Genomic DNA, 18,075 nt, shown 5'->3' with positions numbered 1-18,075 from the left:
AGAGCATTCTTCACGTACTGAAGCGAGGAAGTCGATGTTGAGGCTTTCGCTCGTGGTACCTCGTCGATGATGATCGTGTCGTAGCCGCGCAGCAGCGGATCGCCGTGGAGCTCGGCGAGCAGGATGCCGTCGGTCATGAACTTGACGTACGACGACGGCTTGACCCGATCGTTGAAGCGGACCTTGTAGCCGACGACGTCGCCGAGCTCGGTGTGGAGCTCCTCGGCGACCCGGGCCGCGACGCTGGTGGCGGCGATCCGCCGCGGCTGGGTGCAGCCACGATTGCCCGTCGACCCGCGGCCCATCGCCAGGCGGCATCTTGGGCAGCTGCGTGGTCTTGCGAAGCCAGTCTCGCGGCGACGATGATCACCTGGTGGGCGTCGATGGCGTTGACGAGATCGACCAGCCGGGCGCTGATCGGCAGCTCCGGCGGGAACGCGACCCGGGGGCTGAGCGTGAGCCCAGACCGCAAAGATGCGCCCGGGCGGGCGCAGGCGCCGGCAGCGTGGGGGCGGGGGGCTGGGGCGGGCGGGCCATGCGCGAGCCGCGCGGCGAGGGGCCCCGCCGCGGACCAGGCGGAATTACCACCGGGTGCGCGCTGTCGCGGCCAGGCGCGCCGCCGCTTGTCGGCCCAGGCGAAACCCCTCATAGTCCCGGCCGCATGTCGCCGAGATCGATCCCGCCGCCGCCGCCGTCGACCAGGAGCTCCTCGCGGGGCTGGTCAGCGCCACTGACCTTGTCGCCGCTCGAGACAACTGCGCCACTCGACCGCGCACGTCATGGCCAGGCGGTCCAGCGCCTGTTCCCCGGCACCAGGTCACGATCGGCCCGTCGATCGACCACGGGCTTCTACTACGACTTCGAGCGCGCGGCGCCGTTCTCCGAGAGACGACCTCGCCAAGATCGGGGGCGAGATGGCAGGATCGTCAGGAGCCAACGGAGCCGTTTGAAGGCGCCACGAGCTCGAGCGCGACTGACGCCAGGCCCGGTTCGCCGCGCTGGGCGCGACCTTACAAGGTCCGACCTCATCGACTCATTCCCGCCCGACGCGGTCGTCAGCTACTACACGACCGGCGACTGGTTCGACATTGCCGCAGCCCCCGCGTCGCGCGCACCGGCGGATCGGCGCGTTCAAGCTGCTCAGCGTCGCCGGCGCTCGTACTGGCGCGGCAACGGAGAAGAACGCCCAGCTCCAGCGCATCTACGGCACCGCGTTTCGTTGAAAGCCCAGGCTCGACGCCCACCTGGCGCTGCTCGAGGAGGCCAAGCGCCGCGATCGCCGCCCGGATCGGCAAGGACCTCGACCTGTTCTCGATCGACGAGACGATCGGCGCGGGCCTGGTGCTGTGGCACCCCAAGGGCGCCCGCATCCGCCACCTGATGGAGTCGTTCTGGCGCGAGGAGCACTTCGCCAACGGCTACGAGCTGGTCGGCTCACCCCATCGCCCGCGACGAGCTGTGGAAAGCAGTCGGGCCACCTGTCGTTCTACAAGGGGAACATGTTCTCCGGCATGGACGTCGACGGTCAGGAGTACCTGGCGACCGATGAACTGCCCGTTCCACTTGCTGCGATGTTCAAGAAGGCCCTGCGCAGCTACCGCGAGCTGCCGCACCGCAGCTGGGGCCGAGCTGGGCACCGTCTGCCGGTACGAGCGCTCGGGCGTCATGCACGAGCTCCTGCGCGTGCGCGGATTCACGCAGGACGACGCGCACCTGTTCATGACCGCGAGCAGCTCCCCGGCGAGCTGGCCAGATCGTCAACTTCACCTGCACGTCCTGCGGACGTTCGAGCCACCGAGTGGAAGCTGTACCTGGCGACCCAGCCCAGGACTCCGTCGGCAAGCCCGACCTGCGGCGCGTCGCCGAGGCGGCCCTTGCTCGACGTGCTCAAGGCCTCGGGCCTGCCGTACGAGTCGACCCCGGCGGCGGCGCGTTCTACGGCCCGAAGATCGACCTCAAGCTCTGGACTGCCTGGGGCGCGAGTGGCAGTGCTCGACGGTGCAGGTCGACTGCAACCTGCCGGAGCGCTCGATCTGCAGTACGTCGGGGCCGACGGCGCCAAGCACCCATCGTCATGGTCCACCGGGCACTGATGGGCTCGGTCGAGCGGTTCTTCGCGATCCTGACCGAGCACTACGCCGGCGCGTTCCCGGTGTGGCTGGCCCCGATCCAGGCCCGGCTGATCTCGATCGGCGACCGCCAGACCGCGTACTGCGACGAGGTCGCGGCGCAGCTGACCGCGGCCGGGTTCGGGTCGACACCCACACCGGCGGCGAAGCTGGAGCAGAAGATCCGGCAGGCGCAGCTCGAGAAGGTGCCGTTCATGCTCGTGTGCGGCGACAGGAGGTCGAGGCCCGGCGGTGGCGGTGCGGACCCGCGGAGGGCGCCCAGCTACCGGCCATGGCCATCGACGCCTTCATCGAGCACCTCCGGCCGCCGCCGCCATCCCCGTGGGGCTGCCGGCCCCACCGCGGCGTGATCGCGGGTCGATCGTGATCCGGGCTAGACAAACGCCCGGCGAGTTGCGGTAGAACCGGTGCGCCGCGTCCGCGGTCCAACGCCTCCAAGAAGATTCCGATGACGTTTGCAGGTGTTTCTCCGTGAACGGCCGACCCCCCGGGTCGTGACGACCGCCGCCGCCCCCAGGGCGGCCTGCGCATCAATCACCGCATCCGCGTGCCCGAGGTCCGCGTCATCGTCGAAGACGGTGGCGAGCAGCTCCGGGTGCTGCCCCCACGAGGCCGTGCGCCTCGCGGAGGAGAAGGGCCTCGACCTCGTCGAGATCTCGCCCCGCGCGTTCCCTGCCGGTGTGCCGGATCATGGACCCGCCGGCGGGTACAAGTACGAGCAGGCCAGAAAAGAAGCAGAAGCCAAAGCACGCCTCGACGGTCGAGATCAAGAGATCAAGTTCCGTCCGAAGACCGAGGGCACGACATGGACTTCAGGGTGAAGCATGTCCGGCGCTACCTCGAGGCGGGCAACAAGGTCCGCCTGGCGGTCGTGTTCCGCGGCCGCGAGATCACGCACCCGCAGACCGGCAAGAACGCGCTCGACCGCGTGGTCGCGGCCACGCCGATCTGGCCGGCGTCGAGGGTCATCCCGAACGGGGAAGGCCGGCGCATGATCGCGATCATCGCGCCCAAGCTGCCAACGTGGTCCGCCGCGCCTGAGGAGATCCGCAAGCGACCAGCTCGCGGCCGTGCAGACCAAGAGAGGACGCGGCCAAGGCCGCGGCCACGCGCCTCCGCCGGACGTCGAGGAGGACGAGGACGACGACCTCGACGCCATCAACGCCGACGTCGACGACTGGACAGACGACGCACGAGGCCGAAGCGCCCGCCGAGGCCTGATCCACCACAGGGTCAGCCCCGGCGTTGGAGCCGGCCCGGCGCGGAGCCTATCTCGTCGGGCCGGCCTCGGCGTCGGGCCGGTGTCGGAGCCGGCCTCGGAGCCGGCGCGGAGCGGCCTCGCGTCGGCGCCCCCGTGTCGGAGCCAGTGTCGAAGCCGGTGTCGGAGCCGGGTCGGAGCCGGTGTCGGAGCCGGGTCTTCGCGGCCGGACCAGTGGCCCGGAGCCGGTGTCGGAGCCGGTGCGAGCCGGTGTCGGAGCCGTGTCGGAGCCGGTGTCGGAGCCGGTGTCGGGCAGTGTCGGCCCGGTGTCGGAGCCGGTCTCGGAGCCAGGTCTCGGTGCCGGTCTCGGATCCGGATCCGATCTGGATCCGGACCCCGGTGACGGATCCAGCCCGGCGATCAGGTGCGAATCCGGTCGCATCCCGGGGCGCTTTCGGGCCCTTGTACAGCAGGGGCGGGCGGGGGCGGCGGATCCCGGTTTTGACGACACAAGAGACTTGTCAGCCACGGGCGGTTCGGGCATAAACCCGCTTCCGCCCCAACCCGGGTGGAACCCCGGTAGCTGTGCCCAAGGTCAGGACCCCACCAGGCGCCAAGAGCGGTTCGGAAGACCGCCACTGGCAAGTTCGGGTTCCGGCGGCGTTTGAGCGCCACCTGTTGACCGGTCGGTCGCAGAAGCGCAAGCGTCAGGCCCGCAACGGCAAGTACATCGGCGCGAGCCAGCAGCATCAGATCGAAGCGATGCTGCCCTACGGGCCCCCAAAACCCAGGATAGAGGTGTCATGCCCCGCGGCAAAACGTGGCTTCAAGGCCCGCCGTCGTCGTAACCGCATCCTCAAGGCTGCCTCGGATTCCGCGGCAAGCGCTCCAGCTGCCACGCCGTGCCAACGAGGCGGTCCAGCACGCATGGATGCACATGTACCGCTCGCGCAAGGTGCGCAAGCGCAGGACTTCCGTCGCTCTGGATCACCCCGCATCAACGCGGCGGCCCGGACGATCGGCGTCAGCTACTCAAGCTCCTCGGCTCGCTGCACAGGCCAACATCGCGATCAATCGCAAGATGTTGTCGGAGATCGCGATCAGCGATCCCGCCGCCTTCCAGGCGATCGCCACCGCCGCCAAGTAGCCGGCCGGTCGCGCACCGAGCGCGCCTTCGGCTCCGGGCCGCCTGCGGCCTCGACGTGTTTTCGGCGCGCCGGGCCCGGCCCGGCCGGAGGACCCATGACGACCGCACCCGCAACCGACGATCTCATCGCCCTAGGCTCGAGGCGGCTCGCCGGCGGAGTTCGCCACCGCGATCGCGCCGCTCGACGACGAGCAGGCCATGCGCGCGACCCAGGCCCAGTTCCTCGGCAAGAAGGGCCAGGTGTCCGCGGTGATGAAGGAGCTGGGCAAGCTGCCGCCCGGCGACCGTCCCCGGGTCGGCGAGGCCGCCAACCGGGTCAAGGACGCCATCGCCGCCGCGGTCGAGGCCCGGCTGGCCGCGTTGACCGCCGCCCGCCGCGCCGCCGATCTGGCGCGCACCGTCGACCCTGACGCTGCCGGCGCGGCTGGTCGCCGCCGGTCGGCTGCACCTGCTCACCCAGGTGCGGCTCGAGCTGGTCGACATCTTCGCCGAGCTCGGCTTCGCGGTCGCCGAGGGACCGCAGATCGAGACCGACTGGCACACCTTCGAGGCGCTGGCGATCCCCAAGGACCACCCCGCGCGCGACATGCAGGACACGTTCTACGTCGCCGACGAGATCGTGCTGCGGACCCACACCTCGCCGGTGCAGATCCGGACGATGCAGGGCACCCGCCGCCGATCCGGATCGTCGCGCCGGGCGTGGTCTACCGCCGCGACGGCGACGCCACCCACAGCCCGATGTTCAGCCAGATCGAGGGCCTGGTCGTCGACCGCGGCATCCGCTTCAGCGACCTCAAGGGCGTGCTCACCCACTTCGCCAACCGGTTCTTCGGCGGCGGCGGGCTCGAGGTGCGGTTCCGCCCCAGCTACTTCCCGTTCGTCGAGCCCGGCGTCGAGGTCGACTTCACGTGCGCGTTCTGCCGCGGCGCCGGCTGCCGGCTGTGCAAGGGCACCGGCTGGATCGAGATCGGCGGCGCCGGCACGGGTCGACCCCGACGTGTTCGCCCAGGTCGGCATCGACGCCGAGGTCTATACCGGCTTCGCGTTCGGCATGGGCATCGAGCGCATGGCGATGCTTCGGCACAACGTCACCGACATCAAGCTGTACTACGAGGGCGATCTTCGGTTCCTGAGCCAGTTCTAGGCTCCGGCTCCGGCTCCGGCTCAGGTTCCGGCTCCGGCTCCGGCTCCGGCTCCGGATGCTCAGGTTCCGGCTCCGGCTCGGGTTCCGGCTCCGGCTCCGGCTCCGGCTCAGGTCGGGCTCCGGCTCGGCTCCGCTCCGGCTCCGGCTCCGGCTCCGGCTCCGGCTCCGGCTCCGGCTCCGGCTCCACTCCCGCTGCCCCGTCTCTCTCTCTCTCTCTCTCCGTCTCTCCGTCTCTGTTGATCCCGAGGTTTCTCATGAAGGTGCTCTGGTCCTGGCTGCTCGAGTTGTGTGATCTTGCCGACGACGCCGACGGTGGAGGAGGGCGCGCGGGCGCTGACCGCGGGCGGCCTGGAGATCGAGGGCCTGACCGATCTGGGCTGTGGGTTCACCGGCGTCGTGGTCGCGCAGGTGGTCGCCAAGCGGCCGCACCCGCAGTCGACCAAGCTGACCCTGGTCGACGTCATCGTCGCGCCCGACGGGCCGGCGACCCAGGTGGTGTGCGGCGCGCCCAACGTGCCCGAGCCCGGGCGCAAGGTGCTGTGGGCGCCGCCGGGCGCGACCCTGCCGGGCGGCATGACCCTGGCCACCAAGGCGGTCAAGGGCGTCGACTCGCCCGGCATGCTGTGCGCCGAGGACGAGCTCGGGCTCGGCGACGATCACGACGGCATCATCGTGCTCGCGGCCGACGACGCCACGCCGCTCGGCGCCCCGGCGCAGCAGGCGCTGGGCGTCGACGACTGGCTGCTCGACGTCAACGTGCCGGCCAACCGCGGCGACTGCCTGGGCCACGAGGGCCTGGCCCGGGAGCTCGCCGCGCTCGTCGGCGGGCGCCTGCGCGTGCGCGACCTGTCGGCGAGCTGGCCGCCCTGGCCAGCGACGCGCGCCGCCGATCTCATCGAGCTGGCGATCGACGACGCCGGGCGTGCCGCGGTACGTGGCGCGGATCGTCGACGGCGTGACCGTCGCGCCGTCGCCGCGTCGGTTCGCGGCCCGGCTGCGCGCGGTCGGCGTGCGCCCGATCTCGAACCTGGTCGACGTCACCAACTACGTGCTGTTCGAGCTGGGCCAGCCGCTGCACGCGTTCGACTGGCACCGGCTGGCGGCGCCGCCGCGCATCGGCGTGCGGCGCGCGGCGGCCGGCGAGCGGCTGACCACGCTCGACGGCAACGACCGCGCGCTCGAGCCGGGCGATCTGGTGATCACCGACGGCTCGGGGCCGGTGGCCCTGGCCGGCGTGATGGGCGGGCGCACCACCGAGGTCACGGCCGGCACCTCGCGCATCTTGCTCGAGAGCGCCAGCTTCGATCAGAAGGCGATCCGCCGCACCGCGCGCCGCCTGAACCTGCTGTCGGAGGCGTCGCAGCGGTTCGAGCGCGGCGTCGATCCGGCGCTGGCTGGCCGCGCGGCGGCGCGGGCCGCGGTGCTCCTGGCGCAGCTCGGCGGCGGCCGCATCGCGGTCGGCGAGGTCGATCACGATCGTCGTCCGCCGCCGCGCCCGCCGGTGGCGCTGCGCCTGGCCCGGCCCAGGCCCCTGACCGGCACCGACCTGTCGACGGCGGCGTGCGAGGACGCTGGCGCGGCTCGGCTGCGGCGCGGTCGCCGACGGCGACGGTCGCTGGCTGGTGACGCCGCCCAGCGCGCGCGCGGATCTGACGCGCGAGGTCGATCTGATCGAGGACGTGCTGCGGGTGGTCGGCTACGGCCACGTACCGGCGACCTTGCCGGCGCTGACCTCGGCGCCGCGGCCGCTGGTCGCGACCACCGCCGATCGCGCGCGCCACGCGCTCGCCGGCGCCGGGCTGACCGAGGCCATCACCTTCGGCTTCCAGGCCCAGGCCCGGCTCGACGGTCTCGGGCTGCCGGCCGACGATCGTCGGGCCCAGCCGATCGCCGTGCGCAACCCGATGTCGGCCGATCAAGCGATCATGCGCACCTCGCTGGTGCCCAACCTGCTCGCGGCGGTCGCGCGCAACGTCAGCTTCGGCCTGCCCGACGTGGCGCTGTTCGAGGTCGGGTCGGTGTTCCTCCGCGCCGAGGGTCAGGCCACCACCGGCGAGCCCACGGCGCTGGCCCACGAGCCGGTCGCCGCGTGCGTGGTGCTGGCGGGCGCGCGCCCGCGCCGCCTCGGCCCGGCCGAGCCCTGGGACGCGTTCGACGCCAAGGGCTTCGCGCTGACCCTGGTGCGCGCGCTCGGCGGCGGCGAGGCCACGGTGGCCGCGACGACCGCGGTGCCGTACCTGCACCCCGGCGTCGCCGCGGCGATCTCCGTCGGTGGGCGCGTGATCGGCTGCGTCGGCGAGGTCCACCCGGACGTCCGCGCCCACGTCGGCATCGACGCGGCGGTGTTCATCGCCGAGGTCGATCTCAGTGGTTTCCGGCGAGCCGGGGCCCGTCCAGATGCGCCCGGTGCCGCGGTTCCCGGCGTCGTCGCGGGACGTGTCGTTGCTCCTGCCCGAGGCGGTGCCGGCCGCCGAGGTCGAGCGACGCCATCGCGTCCGTCGCCGAGCCGCTGGTCGAGCGGGTCGCGTTGTCCGAGGAGTATCGCGACGCTGCCAAGCTCGGCGCCGACGCCAAGAGCCAGCTGTGGTCGATCACCTACCGGGCCGCCGACCGCACGCTCACCGACGCTGAGATCGAGCGGGCCCACGAGGCGATCGTGGCCCGGCTGACCGAGGCGCTCCCGGCCCAGCGCAGATAGCGATCCCCCTGATCCCACCAGTCCCGCCAAGTCGTGATAATGTCTGACCTATGGCGCGCATGACCAAGGCCGACATCATCGAGGCCGTCTACGAGAAGGTCGGGGGGTTCTCCAAGAAGGAGGCCGCCGAGATCGTCGAGAGCGTGTTCAAGCAGATCAAGGACACGCTCAAGGACGGCGAGAAGATCAAGATCTCGGGCTTCGGCAACTTCATCGTCCGCGAGAAGAAGGCGCGCATCGGGCGCAACCCGCAGACCGGCGAGGAGATCACGATCTCCGCGCGCCGCGTGCTGACCTTCAAGCCTTCGCAGGTGTTGAAGGATGTGTTGAACGGCGGCAACCGCACCCCGACCCAGCAATAGGTCGGCGACTTCGCGGTCGCCGGGGCTTGCCTCGCTCGCGGGAGTGCAGTACGTAGGCCTCCCGAATCGGGGCGTAGCGCAGCCTGGTAGCGCACCAGACTGGGGGTCTGGGGGTCGCAGGTTCAAATCCTGTCGCCCCGACGAGGGCGGGACGGTCGAGAGACCGTCCCGCAGTCTTTTTCGGCGCCGCGGCTCGCCCGGCGTGGCGCCAGGAGCCGAACGTGCGGCCGCTGATCCTGCTCACCAACGACGACGGCATCTTCGCCCCCATGCTGACCGCCCTGGCCGATCGCCTGGCCGCCCTGGGCGACGTGCTGGTGGTCGCGCCCGAGCGGCCGCGCTCGGCGGCGTCGCACGCCATCACGCTGCACAAGCCGGTGCGCGCGCGCGAGCTCACGCCCGGGCGCTGGTCGCTGTCGGGCACCCCGGCCGACTGCGTCTACGTCGGGCTCCTGCGCCTGGCGCCGCGGCCGCCGGACATCGTCGTCTCGGGCCCCAACGACGGCTACAACCTCGGCAGCGACGTCTACTACTCCGGGACCGTCGCCGGGGCGGTCGAGGGCGCGCTGCGCGGTCATCGCGGGGTGGCGCTGTCGATGGCGCCGCGGGCGTCGACGCTGGCGACCGCGCTCGAGTTCGCGGCCGGGCTGGTCGCGGCGGCGCTGGTCGACCTGGCGCCGGGCGAGGTCGTCAATGTCAACATCCCGGGCGCCGGCGAGCGCCGCTACGCGTGGACCACGCTCGGCAAGCGCCGCTACCAGAACGACGTGACCGAGCGCGAGGATCCGTACGGGCGCCCGTACTACTGGATCGGCGGCGGCTCGCTCGGGCACGAGGACGTGCCGGGCTCGGACTGCAACGCGATCGCCGACGGCCTGGCGAGCGTCACGCCGCTGCAGATCGACTGGAGCCACCGGGCGCGGGTCGCGACGCCGCCGTTCGTGATCGCGGGATTCGACCCGGCGTGATCGTGGCGGCGGCCAGGCGCGAGCGGTAGATTCCAGCCATGAAGCTGGTCGCCGTCGCGCTCGCGCTGTCGCTGGGGGTGGTCGCGTGCGGGTGCAAGGGCGGCTCGGCGACCAAGCCCGGCCCGGGGACCGGCACCGGCACCGGCACGCCCACCGGCACCGGTGGCGACCCAGCGGCCTGCGACGGCATCGCCGCCCACGTCACCGAGCTGTACCAGGCCGCGGCCGAGCGCACCAAGATGACCGAGGCCGAGGTCGCCGACAACGTCGCGATGGTCCTGGCCGAGTGCAAGACCTCGGCGGATCGCGTGGTCGCGTGCGTGACCAAAGGCCACCGCGGTGACCCAGCTCGAGAGCTCGTGCCTGGCGCCGCTCGACGACGAGGGCAGCGAGGGCGAGCGCTTCCGCTGATGGCGCAACCGCGATCGCGCCGCCGTGTCCAAGGAGGATCCATGATCCGCGTCTCGAGCGTCATCGTCATCGCGCTGGCCGTCGCCGCCTGCGGCGGCTCGCACCCCGCGCCGTCGTCTCCCGACGAGCCCGCCCCGCCGCCCGATCGACGCACCGAGCTCGAGCGCCGGCGCGACGCGGCGTGCGAGGCGCTGGGGCCGCGCATGACCGACTGCGCGATCGCCGACGCGCGGGCGACGATGTCGCCCGAGGAGCTGGCCAAGCTCGAGATCGAGTCGACGGCGCCGGTCCACACCAAGAAGTTCGTCGAGTCGTGCCAGGCCCAGTCGCTGTCGTCGCGCCAGGTCCGGGTCTACGAGGTGTGCCTGCGCGAGGAGCAGGAGTGCGACCCGCTGATCGCGTGCCTCGACAACGCCCGGCCAGATGCCGCGACGCCGTGATGTCGCCGGCGCGGGTTCGGTAGTAGCCTCCGGCCATGCGCACCCGTCTCATGCTTGGACTCGCGGTCGGCCTCGCGCTGACCTCCGCTTGTGGCAAGAAGTCATCCGAGGGATCGGGCGCCGGTACCGGTTCGGCGCCCGCGCCCAAGCCGCCGCCGCCGCCGCCGCCGTCCGCGCGCCCGTCGCAGGGCACGCTCGTGGCGATGCCGCCGCTGGCCGCCTCGACCGATCCGCAGAACGCCGCCAAGGTCACGCTCGGCAACGCGCTGTTCTTCGACAAGCGCCTGTCGGTCGACGGGTCGCGCGCCTGCTACTCGTGTCACATGAACGAGAACGGCACCGGCGGCGCGCTGCCGCTGGCGCTCGGCGCCGGCGACAAGCCGCTGACCCGGCACTCGCCGACCCTGTGGAACGTCGGCTACTAGACGGCGCGTTCTACTGGGACGGTCGGGCCGAGGACCCTCGAGGCCCAGGCCAAGGGCGCGGGCCGGCGGCAACATGGGCGTCGGCGAGGACAAGCTCGAGGCCAAGGCCGCCGAGCTGGCCAAGATCCCCGGCTACGCCGCGATGTGGAAGGACGCGTTCGGCCCCGGGCCGGCCACGGCCGCGCAGGTGACCGAGGCGCTGTCGGCGTACGAGCGCACGATCCTGTGCACCGCGACGCCGTACGACAAGTTCGCCGGCGGCGACAAGGCCGCGCTCACCGAGGGCCAGCAGCGCGGGCTCGACGTGTTCATGAGCAAGGGCCTGTGCACCGCGTGCCACACGCCGCCGCACTTCTCGGCCGCGATGATGACCAAGGGCGGCGTGTTCTGGAACGCCGGCATCGGCTTCGCCGGCAAGGACCTCGCCGCGGTCGACGTCGGCCGCAAGAAGGTCACCGGCAAGGACACCGACTTCGGGTCGTTCAAGGTGCCGTCGCTGCGCGGCATCGGCGCCAGCGCGCCGTACTTCCACGACGGCTCGGTGGCGTCGCTCGAGGAGGCGGTCAAGTACATGGCCTCGGCCGCGACCCCGAACCCCAACCTGTCGCCGTTGTTCAACGACAAGGGCCTGACCCCGGCCGAGCTCGCCGACCTGACCGACTTCGTCGGCAACGGCCTCGCGTGCCCCGGCGGCCTCTCCACCGAGCCCAAGCTGCCCTGACCGACGCGGTTGCGTCGCCGCCACGGTCGCGTATCGTGGCGGGCACGGTCCCTTAGCTCAGGTGGATCAGAGCGGCGGTTTCCTAAACCGCAGGCCGCAGGTTCGAGCCCTGCAGGGATCACTGACCGGCGCCGGTCACTCGGTGCGGCAGGCGGCCGAGCAGCCGTCGCCGGACATGGTGTTGCCGTCGTCGCACTGCTCGGTGGTCGGGTTGCGGTGGCCGTCGCCGCAGATGTTGGCGCTGCAGTCGCTGTCGCAGCCGGGCGTGTCGACGATGGCGTCGCACAGCTCGCCGGCAGCGGCGTTGCGGGTGCCGTCGCCGCACTCGACCGAGGTGCAGTCGGCGTCGCAGGTCGCCGTGGCGCTGCCCTCGTCGCAAGCCTCGCCGACGTCGACAGTGCTGTCGCCGCAGGTCGAGGAGAAGCGGAACATCGCGGTGACCGTCGTGCTGGCGGCGCCGGGGACTCCCTCCGGGAAGAGGTTGCCTGCTGCGTAGGTGTTGCTGCTCATGCTCGCGGTGACGACGAACGTGATGAAGTCACTGCCGGCGAGAAGCTCGGCCGGGATCGTCAACACCGGGGTGCTCGTCGTGATGCTCACCGCGAGGCGCTGAACCGTGGCGCCGCCCTGCGCGCGCAGCTGGTACACGGACACGTTGTACTGGGAGGCCTGGCTCGCGCCGGTCCACGTGACCGACACAGGCCGCCCGTCGTTTCGGAGCACGCCACCACTCTCCGCATCGAGTCCGTCGACCCGGATCGCGGTCGGCGGCGACATCGGCGTCAGGGCCAGACCTGCCGGATTTACCAGGCGCACCGTCGACGCCGTGAGCTGGGTCGGGGAGGCGCCGGGCACGCGTACGGCTCGCGCTCGGGCGTAGGTCAGCTTGCAGTAGCGCTGCCAGGCCGCAGGAAATGGGTCGGCGTACGTCGCCAGTGGTAGCGTCGCGGTGGCACCGCCGAGGAAGTCGGTCACGCCGACCGACATGATCATCGGGCCATCGATCGCGGCGCCCTCGACGCTCCAGCCGCCAGCGGCCACGGGCAGCGCGACGCACCGGACGCGGAGGCTCGAAGGCGCCGAGAGCGTCGAGTGGCCCTGGTCGAGCAGCGCGCGGCTCACGACGGTGCCGGGCGTGAGCCGAGCGGTGACTGGGCCCAGCGTGTCGCTGACAGCGGAGCCGACGCCGTCGTAGAGCGTGACCGCGGACGGAGCCGCGGCCGCCACGACCTCCTCAACCCGGAGCGCGCCCAAGGTGGTCGCGTCGGTGACGCGATACTGCGCGATGGTGAGGTCGTCGCCCATGCGCGCGTCCGGCAGCGGGGGTGGGCCGCCGCTGTAGAGCGGCGACGCCGTGGCCCAGTCCAGGGTCTGCGCCAGCGACGCCGGGCTCGCTGGCAGCGGCACGATCGCCTCGACGCCAGCGGCGCCGGAGATGATCGAGACGTAGCTGCTCGGCACCGGGACGAGCCCGCCAAGCTGCAGGTCGATCGGCGTCGCCATGGTCGTGAGCTGGGCCGGCCGGGCGGGCACCGTGGTGCGGAGGGTGACCTCGTGGCGGTCGGTGGCGTGGGCGGTCCGTCCGGCCTTCAGGATGTACGGGCCCGGCGGCACGCCCTCGATCTCGAACGTCCCGTCGGCGCGCGCGACGCCGCTCACGATCGTGAAGGCGTCCTGGCCGCTGGGGATCACGGCCTGGACCGTCAGCAGCGACAGGTCGCTGCCGACATCTACGACGCCTGCGGGGGTGGCGTACCGGCGCTCGATCCTTCCGGTCACCAGGTCGGGCCGCGCGTCGATGGGCGCGTCAGTGGGCGCGTCGGGGCCGGCGTCGCCGGGGACGTCGGCGGGACGGGGAAACTGACAGGCGGCGAGGGCGAGCAACCCAGTCGCGACGATCCCTCGGACCATGGGCCATCGTAGCGCACCAACCGGGGCGCCCGGGACCAGGGGCGCCAGTTGCAGTCGGGGGGCGGCCCTGGCAAGATCGGCAGACCGTGATCGGAGAAACCGTCGGTAGCTACCGCGTCACCGCCAAGCTCGCGGAGGGCGGTATGGGGGCGGTCTACCGCGCCGAGCACCCGTTGCTCGGCAAGGCGGCGGCGGTCAAGGTGCTGCTGCCGGAGCTGTCGAACAACCGCGAGATCGTCGACCGGTTCTTCAACGAGGCGCGCTCGGCGACGTCGATTCGACACCCGGGCATCGTCGAGATCTTCGACTTCGGGTACCTGCCGTCGGGCATGGCGTTCATCGTCGCTGGAGCTGCTCGACGGCGAGCCGCTGTCGAAGGTGCTCGTGGCGCGTGGGCGCCTGACCGAGCACGAGGCGCTGGTCTACACCCGCGGCATCGCCAGCGCGCTGTCGGCGGCGCACGCGCTGGGCATCGTCCACCGCGATCTCAAGCCCGACAACATCTTCCTGGTGCGCGACCCCGACATGGTCGGCGGCCTGCGCCCGAAGATCCTCGACTTCGGCATCGCCAAGGTGGCCGAGGCCCAGCGGGTCGGCGGCTCGTCGAAGACCCGGACCGGCGCGGTGCTGGGCACGCCGACGTACATGAGCCCGGAGCAGTGCCGCGGCACCGGCGACATCGACCACCGGTCGGATCTGTACTCGGTCGGCTGCATCCTCTACGAGATGCTGGTCGGTCGCCCGCCGTTCTCGTCCGAGGGCATCGGCGAGGTGCTGGGCATGCACCTGTACATGGCGCCGGTGCCGCCGTCGGAGACCGGCGTCGTCGTCAGCGCCGCGGCCGAGAACCTGATCCTCTCGCTTTGCAGAAGAAGCCCGAGGATCGCGTGCAGTCGGCCGCCGATCTGGCGCGCCTGCTCGGCCAGGGCTCGATGCCAGCGATCTCGCACTCGGGCGCGCAGACCGTGGCGGGCATGGGCATGCACACGCCGCCGCCGCCGCTGTTGACCCCGGTGCCGCGCCAGACCGGCGGCGTCCTGGCGCGCAACACCGGCGGGGGGCTCGCGAGCGCGCCGACGACGCTGTCGTCGGCCGCGGGCTCGACCGGCGCCGGGATGGGCCCCGGCATGACCGGCGCCGGCATGACCGGGGGCTACGCCGAGCCCGGAAGTCGCGCGGGCTCCCTGTTCGCGGGCCTGGGCGTGGTCGTGGCCGGCGGCGCGATCGCCGCGATCCTGCTGGCGGGCGGCGGTGGCAACCCGTCGCCATCCGAGGCGGCGTCGACGACGCCCCCGCCGGTGACCGTCGACGCCGGGGTCGAGCTCGACGCGGCCCCCATCGACGCGGCGGTCGAGGAACCGCCGATCGACGCGGCGCCACCGCCGGTCGACGCTGCGATCGACGCGCGCAAGCGTCGCACACCACGAGGGAACACCAATGGTCACTCCACCCGGCTGGGCAGTTCGGTCGATCGCGGCGACTAGCGCCATCGTCATCGGCTTGACGGGCACGGCGCTGGCGCAGAACGCCGACGCCGAGGTCCTGTTCAACGAGGCGGTCCAGCTCGAGACCGAGGGCAAGGTGCCCGAGGCCTGCAACGCGTTCGAGGCCTCGAACCGCATCGAGCCGCGCGCGGGCACGCTCATCCGCCTGGGCCAGTGCCGCGAGAAGCAGGGGCTGATGGTTTCGGCGTGGTCGGCGTACAAGGACTCGCTGACGCGCGTGAAGGATCCGAAGAAGCGGAAGCTGGCGCAGGATCGCATCAAGGCGCTCGAGCCCACGCTGTCGTACCTGACGGTGTCGGTGCCCGACGACGTGCGCGTCGACGGCCTGGTGGTCACGCGCAACGGCAAGCCGGTCGACCCGGTGCTGTGGAACCGCGCGGTGCCGGTCGACGGCGGCTCGTACACGATCGCCGGCACCGCGCCCGGGCACGAGACCTGGCAGACCACCCTCGAGGTCGCCGCCACCGGCGACAAGGCCTCGGTCGAGGTGCCGCGGTTCAAGGCGATCAAGACGCTGGTCGTCCCGCCGCCCAGCGGTGACGGCGGCGGCGGCGGCGGCGGCATCAAGCCACCCGACCCCGATCCGGCAGCCGATCGAGGGGCGGGGCACCGTCGATGTTCACCGGCAAGCGCAAGATCGCGCTGGGCCTCGCTGGCGTCGGCGTCGCGGCGATCGGCGCCGGCGTCGGCTCCGGGCTGTCGGCCAAGGGCCTCGAGGACGACGCCTTCGCGCTGCCGCCCGGATCCCAACATGCCCTGCGCCGATGCCGCCGAAGCGCAGGACCTCGTCGACCGCGGTCGCGCAGCGCGCTTTTCGCCAACATCGCCTACGGCGTCGGCGGCGCGGCGATCGTCGGCGCCGCGGTGCTGTGGTTCACCGGCGCGCCGACCAAGGCCGACCGGGTCGCGGTCGCGCCGCGGCTCGGCGCCGGCTTCACCGGCGTCACGGTCCGCGTCGGGTTCTGAATCCTCAGCGCTGAGGTCCGCCGCTCAGGCGGATCCGTCGGGTGCTGGCGCGGTGGGGCCTTTGTGTGCCTGCTGGCCAGCGCTGGCCGCCGAGGTCGCCTGCCGGCGCGCGGGCCGCCGCGTGCCCCCCACCGTCGCGGAGGGCGCTGGTCGGTGGTCGCCGCCGGCGCGCGGACGCCGCGGTGCCTTGGTCCGCGACTGAGCCCTCGGCGGCGGACCTCCAGCCGGCGCGCGAGTCAGTCGCGCGGCGTCTGCGCGCGGTCGCCATCTGTAGCGCTGCGGAGCCAGCGCGGCAGAGCGCGGGGCAACGTTCGTCGCTGGGTAAGGCGCGGACGCGCGATCGCGCACTGCACGAACTGGGGACAGAACTGGTCCCCTCGATGACGACGTCGCCGTCCATCGTGCAATCAGCCGTCGGCGTGCCGGGCGGGCTGGTCGTGCAGTTGCCGCCTGCAGGAAGAAGCCGCCGAACGTGTTGATCGGCCGTGGCGAAGAGCTTGACCGCGGTCCCGGCGGTGAAGGTCGCGTGCAGTTGAAGGCCACGGTCGGGCTGCAGCCGACCCCGGCGGGGTTGGACGAGACGTACCCGGTCCCGTTGGCGTAGTTGCTGACCGTCAAGGTGTACGTGATCTGAGGTTGAAGCGCGCGGTGATCGCCCGCGCGGCGGTCATCGACACTGTGCACGGTCCGGATCCAGTGCAAGCGCCGCTCCAGCCGACGAACACTGAGGAGGGTCGGCACCACGCTTCAAGATCACGTTCGTGCCCGAGGCGTAGGCGGCCAGAGCACGAGGCGCCGCAGTTGATGCTGGGCGGCGACGCGAACACCGCCCGAGCCGCCGCCGATCTTGGTGACGGTGAGCGTACGTGGTGATCGCGAACGTCGCGGTCACGCCCCGCGCCGCGGTCATGGACACCGTGCAGGTGCCGGTGCCCGTGCAGGCGCTGGTCCAGCCGGTGAACGTCGAGGCGCCCGACGGCGTGGCGGTGAGCACGACCGAGGTGTTAGGTTGTACGGGCCGAGCAGCGGCGCCGGAGCTGATGCCGGCGGGCGCTGAGGTGACCGTGCCGGTGCTGGTGCCGTTGGTCGTGACGGTCCGCGGTGTAGGTGTTGGACGAAGTTGGCGGTGACGGACTGGCGGCGGTCGCCACGGTGCAGGTGCCGGTGCCGGAGTTAGCCGGCGCCGCTCCAGCCGCTGAAGGTCGAGTCAGCCGAGGGCGTGGCGGTGAGCACGACCGAGGTGCCGTAGCCGTAGCTGGCGGAGCAGGTGGTGCCGCAGGGAGATGCCAGTGGCTGAGGACATGCTGTTTGAGCCAGTGCCGCCGAGGGCGAATTATGAGCGTGTAGGTGTTGAGCGTGAAGGTGGCGTGACGCTGGTGTGGGCGGCGCGGTTTATCGACGGCGGTGCCGGTGCTGGTGCGGCAGGCGCCGCTCCAGCCGGTGGCGGTCGAGCCGACGGCGGGGGAGGCGGGTGAGCGTGACTGAGGTGTTGTAGTTGTAGCTGGCTGAGCAGGCGCCGCGCTGATGCCGGTTTCGCGCCGAGGATGTTGGCGTCAATGCCGGCCCCGCTGACCGTCAGTGCGAGGGTCGTGATCGCGAAGTGGGGTGGCGACCGCGGTGGAAGCGGTCATCGGGACGACGCAGGTGCCGGTCCCCCAGCAGCGCCGCTCCAGCCCGAGAACGCCGAGCTGGCGTCGGGGAGGCGGTAGAGCGCGTGACGTCAGTGCCGGCCGTAGGTGCGGCGGAGCACGACGCCGCAGTTGATGCCAGCGGGCGCGGAGGGGACTGAGCCTGAGCGGACGAGGCGCCGATCGTGACCAGGTGCCGCACGGTAGCGAGCGTGCGAACGATGCGGTGACGGTCGGTGGAGGTCATCGTGACGGCGCAGGTGCCGGTGCCTGAGCAGCCGCCCAGCCCGAGAACGTCGAGCCTGGCCGACGGCGTCGCGGTGTGGGTGAGCGTGACGGTCGAGCCGTGGCTGATCGACTGCGCGGAGGTGGTGCCGCAGCCGATGCCGGCCGGCGACGAGGTGACGGTGCGGCGCCGGTCC

Annotated in this window: 19 protein-coding genes, 2 tRNA genes and 1 pseudogene; 19 read left to right on the top strand and 3 right to left on the bottom strand. The window is 72.1% G+C overall.

Annotated features, from left to right (window positions below; all coding sequences use genetic code 11):
* On the bottom strand, window positions 1–305 hold a 305-nt coding region (locus tag IPL61_22975), incomplete at its 3' end, for a hypothetical protein (protein MBK9034094.1).
* 1,769 nt (window positions 306–2,074) lie between these two features.
* On the opposite strand from IPL61_22975, the gene IPL61_22970 reads away from it, so the two are divergent.
* The 14 genes and pseudogenes from IPL61_22970 to IPL61_22905 all read left to right on the top strand — a co-directional run bounded on the left by IPL61_22970 (window position 2,075) and on the right by IPL61_22905 (window position 11,764).
* Entirely contained in the window at window positions 2,075–2,479 is a 405-nt protein-coding gene (locus tag IPL61_22970; protein ID MBK9034093.1) for a hypothetical protein, read from the top strand.
* Between the two features lie 264 nt (window positions 2,480–2,743).
* Window positions 2,744–2,950, top strand: coding sequence for a hypothetical protein (locus tag IPL61_22965; protein MBK9034092.1), 207 nt, complete (start codon window positions 2,744–2,746; stop codon window positions 2,948–2,950).
* Entirely contained in the window at window positions 2,935–3,873 is a 939-nt protein-coding gene (locus IPL61_22960; GenBank protein ID MBK9034091.1) for a translation initiation factor IF-3 C-terminal domain-containing protein, read from the top strand. The genes IPL61_22965 and IPL61_22960 overlap by 16 nt, the downstream gene beginning before the upstream one ends.
* 385 nt (window positions 3,874–4,258) lie before the next feature.
* Window positions 4,259–4,474 (top strand): hypothetical protein, encoded by a 216-nt coding sequence (locus tag IPL61_22955; GenBank protein MBK9034090.1) that lies wholly within the window; start codon window positions 4,259–4,261, stop codon window positions 4,472–4,474.
* Window positions 4,475–4,672: 198 nt separating this feature from the next.
* Window positions 4,673–5,618 (top strand): annotated as a pseudogene (pheS, locus tag IPL61_22950) (phenylalanine--tRNA ligase subunit alpha).
* A 288-nt stretch (window positions 5,619–5,906) separates the two neighbouring features.
* Window positions 5,907–7,244 carry a hypothetical protein gene (locus tag IPL61_22945; GenBank protein MBK9034089.1) on the top strand — a complete coding sequence of 446 codons (1,338 nt, stop codon included), beginning with the start codon at window positions 5,907–5,909 and terminating at the stop codon, window positions 7,242–7,244.
* On the top strand, window positions 7,241–8,287 hold the full coding sequence (locus IPL61_22940) for a hypothetical protein (protein ID MBK9034088.1): 1,047 nt from the start codon (window positions 7,241–7,243) through the stop codon (window positions 8,285–8,287). Before IPL61_22945 ends, IPL61_22940 begins: the two co-directional genes overlap by 4 nt.
* A gap of 88 nt (window positions 8,288–8,375) precedes the next feature.
* Window positions 8,376–8,678 carry an integration host factor subunit alpha gene (locus tag IPL61_22935; protein ID MBK9034087.1) on the top strand — a complete coding sequence of 101 codons (303 nt, stop codon included), beginning with the start codon at window positions 8,376–8,378 and terminating at the stop codon, window positions 8,676–8,678.
* A gap of 67 nt (window positions 8,679–8,745) precedes the next feature.
* Window positions 8,746–8,819 (top strand) — tRNA-Pro (locus tag IPL61_22930).
* 128 nt (window positions 8,820–8,947) lie between these two features.
* Window positions 8,948–9,646 carry a 5'/3'-nucleotidase SurE gene (gene surE, locus IPL61_22925; GenBank protein MBK9034086.1) on the top strand — a complete coding sequence of 233 codons (699 nt, stop codon included), beginning with the start codon at window positions 8,948–8,950 and terminating at the stop codon, window positions 9,644–9,646.
* Between the two features lie 38 nt (window positions 9,647–9,684).
* The gene (locus IPL61_22920) at window positions 9,685–10,497 is read left to right on the top strand and encodes a hypothetical protein (GenBank protein MBK9034085.1); all 813 of its coding nucleotides are present in this window, start codon (window positions 9,685–9,687) and stop codon (window positions 10,495–10,497) included.
* A gap of 35 nt (window positions 10,498–10,532) precedes the next feature.
* Window positions 10,533–10,922, top strand: a complete 390-nt coding sequence (locus tag IPL61_22915; GenBank protein ID MBK9034084.1) for a cytochrome-c peroxidase — start codon at window positions 10,533–10,535, stop codon at window positions 10,920–10,922.
* A 73-nt stretch (window positions 10,923–10,995) separates the two neighbouring features.
* A complete protein-coding gene (locus IPL61_22910) occupies window positions 10,996–11,643 on the top strand; it encodes a c-type cytochrome (protein ID MBK9034083.1) in 648 nt (215 codons plus the stop codon).
* A gap of 46 nt (window positions 11,644–11,689) precedes the next feature.
* Window positions 11,690–11,764, top strand: a tRNA-Arg gene (locus tag IPL61_22905).
* A gap of 14 nt (window positions 11,765–11,778) precedes the next feature.
* On the opposite strand, the gene IPL61_22900 is transcribed toward IPL61_22905, so the two are convergent.
* Window positions 11,779–13,554 (bottom strand): hypothetical protein, encoded by a 1,776-nt coding sequence (locus IPL61_22900; GenBank protein ID MBK9034082.1) that lies wholly within the window; start codon window positions 13,552–13,554, stop codon window positions 11,779–11,781.
* A 154-nt stretch (window positions 13,555–13,708) separates the two neighbouring features.
* Window positions 13,709–13,885, bottom strand: coding sequence for a hypothetical protein (locus IPL61_22895; GenBank protein ID MBK9034081.1), 177 nt, complete (start codon window positions 13,883–13,885; stop codon window positions 13,709–13,711).
* A gap of 53 nt (window positions 13,886–13,938) precedes the next feature.
* On the opposite strand from IPL61_22895, the gene IPL61_22890 reads away from it, so the two are divergent.
* The 5 genes from IPL61_22890 to IPL61_22870 all read left to right on the top strand — a co-directional run.
* Window positions 13,939–14,562: a serine/threonine protein kinase gene (locus IPL61_22890; GenBank protein ID MBK9034080.1), complete on the top strand. Its 624-nt coding sequence runs from the start codon at window positions 13,939–13,941 to the stop codon at window positions 14,560–14,562.
* Window positions 14,529–15,038, top strand: coding sequence for a hypothetical protein (locus tag IPL61_22885; GenBank protein ID MBK9034079.1), 510 nt, complete (start codon window positions 14,529–14,531; stop codon window positions 15,036–15,038). The genes IPL61_22890 and IPL61_22885 overlap by 34 nt, the downstream gene beginning before the upstream one ends.
* A gap of 16 nt (window positions 15,039–15,054) precedes the next feature.
* Window positions 15,055–16,227: a hypothetical protein gene (locus IPL61_22880; GenBank protein MBK9034078.1), complete on the top strand. Its 1,173-nt coding sequence runs from the start codon at window positions 15,055–15,057 to the stop codon at window positions 16,225–16,227.
* A gap of 706 nt (window positions 16,228–16,933) precedes the next feature.
* Window positions 16,934–17,155, top strand: coding sequence for a hypothetical protein (locus IPL61_22875; GenBank protein ID MBK9034077.1), 222 nt, complete (start codon window positions 16,934–16,936; stop codon window positions 17,153–17,155).
* Between the two features lie 734 nt (window positions 17,156–17,889).
* Window positions 17,890–18,075: hypothetical protein (locus tag IPL61_22870; protein ID MBK9034076.1), on the top strand; the 186-nt coding region annotated here is incomplete at its 3' end.

This window comes from Myxococcales bacterium (genome assembly GCA_016717005.1).
Lineage (GTDB): Bacteria > Myxococcota_A > Polyangia > Haliangiales > Haliangiaceae > UBA2376.
Note: the sequence above shows the minus strand (reverse complement) of the source record. Positions and strands in the feature narration are given on the sequence as shown.

Coding starts and splice junctions, on each gene's coding strand:
- IPL61_22970 (MBK9034093.1), top strand. CDS start 2,075: ATGGTCCACCGGGCACTGATGGGCTCGGTCGAGCGGTTCTTCGCGATC.
- IPL61_22960 (MBK9034091.1), top strand. CDS start 2,935: ATGGACTTCAGGGTGAAGCATGTCCGGCGCTACCTCGAGGCGGGCAAC.
- IPL61_22955 (MBK9034090.1), top strand. CDS start 4,259: ATGCACATGTACCGCTCGCGCAAGGTGCGCAAGCGCAGGACTTCCGTC.
- IPL61_22935 (MBK9034087.1), top strand. CDS start 8,376: ATGACCAAGGCCGACATCATCGAGGCCGTCTACGAGAAGGTCGGGGGG.
- surE (MBK9034086.1), top strand. CDS start 8,948: ATGCTGACCGCCCTGGCCGATCGCCTGGCCGCCCTGGGCGACGTGCTG.
- IPL61_22920 (MBK9034085.1), top strand. CDS start 9,685: ATGAAGCTGGTCGCCGTCGCGCTCGCGCTGTCGCTGGGGGTGGTCGCG.
- IPL61_22915 (MBK9034084.1), top strand. CDS start 10,533: ATGCGCACCCGTCTCATGCTTGGACTCGCGGTCGGCCTCGCGCTGACC.
- IPL61_22910 (MBK9034083.1), top strand. CDS start 10,996: ATGGGCGTCGGCGAGGACAAGCTCGAGGCCAAGGCCGCCGAGCTGGCC.
- IPL61_22900 (MBK9034082.1), bottom strand. CDS start 13,554: ATGGTCCGAGGGATCGTCGCGACTGGGTTGCTCGCCCTCGCCGCCTGT.
- IPL61_22895 (MBK9034081.1), bottom strand. CDS start 13,885: ATGCCCGACGGCAGGTACCCGAAGTCGAAGATCTCGACGATGCCCGGG.
- IPL61_22885 (MBK9034079.1), top strand. CDS start 14,529: ATGGGCATGCACACGCCGCCGCCGCCGCTGTTGACCCCGGTGCCGCGC.
- IPL61_22875 (MBK9034077.1), top strand. CDS start 16,934: ATGGACACCGTGCAGGTGCCGGTGCCCGTGCAGGCGCTGGTCCAGCCG.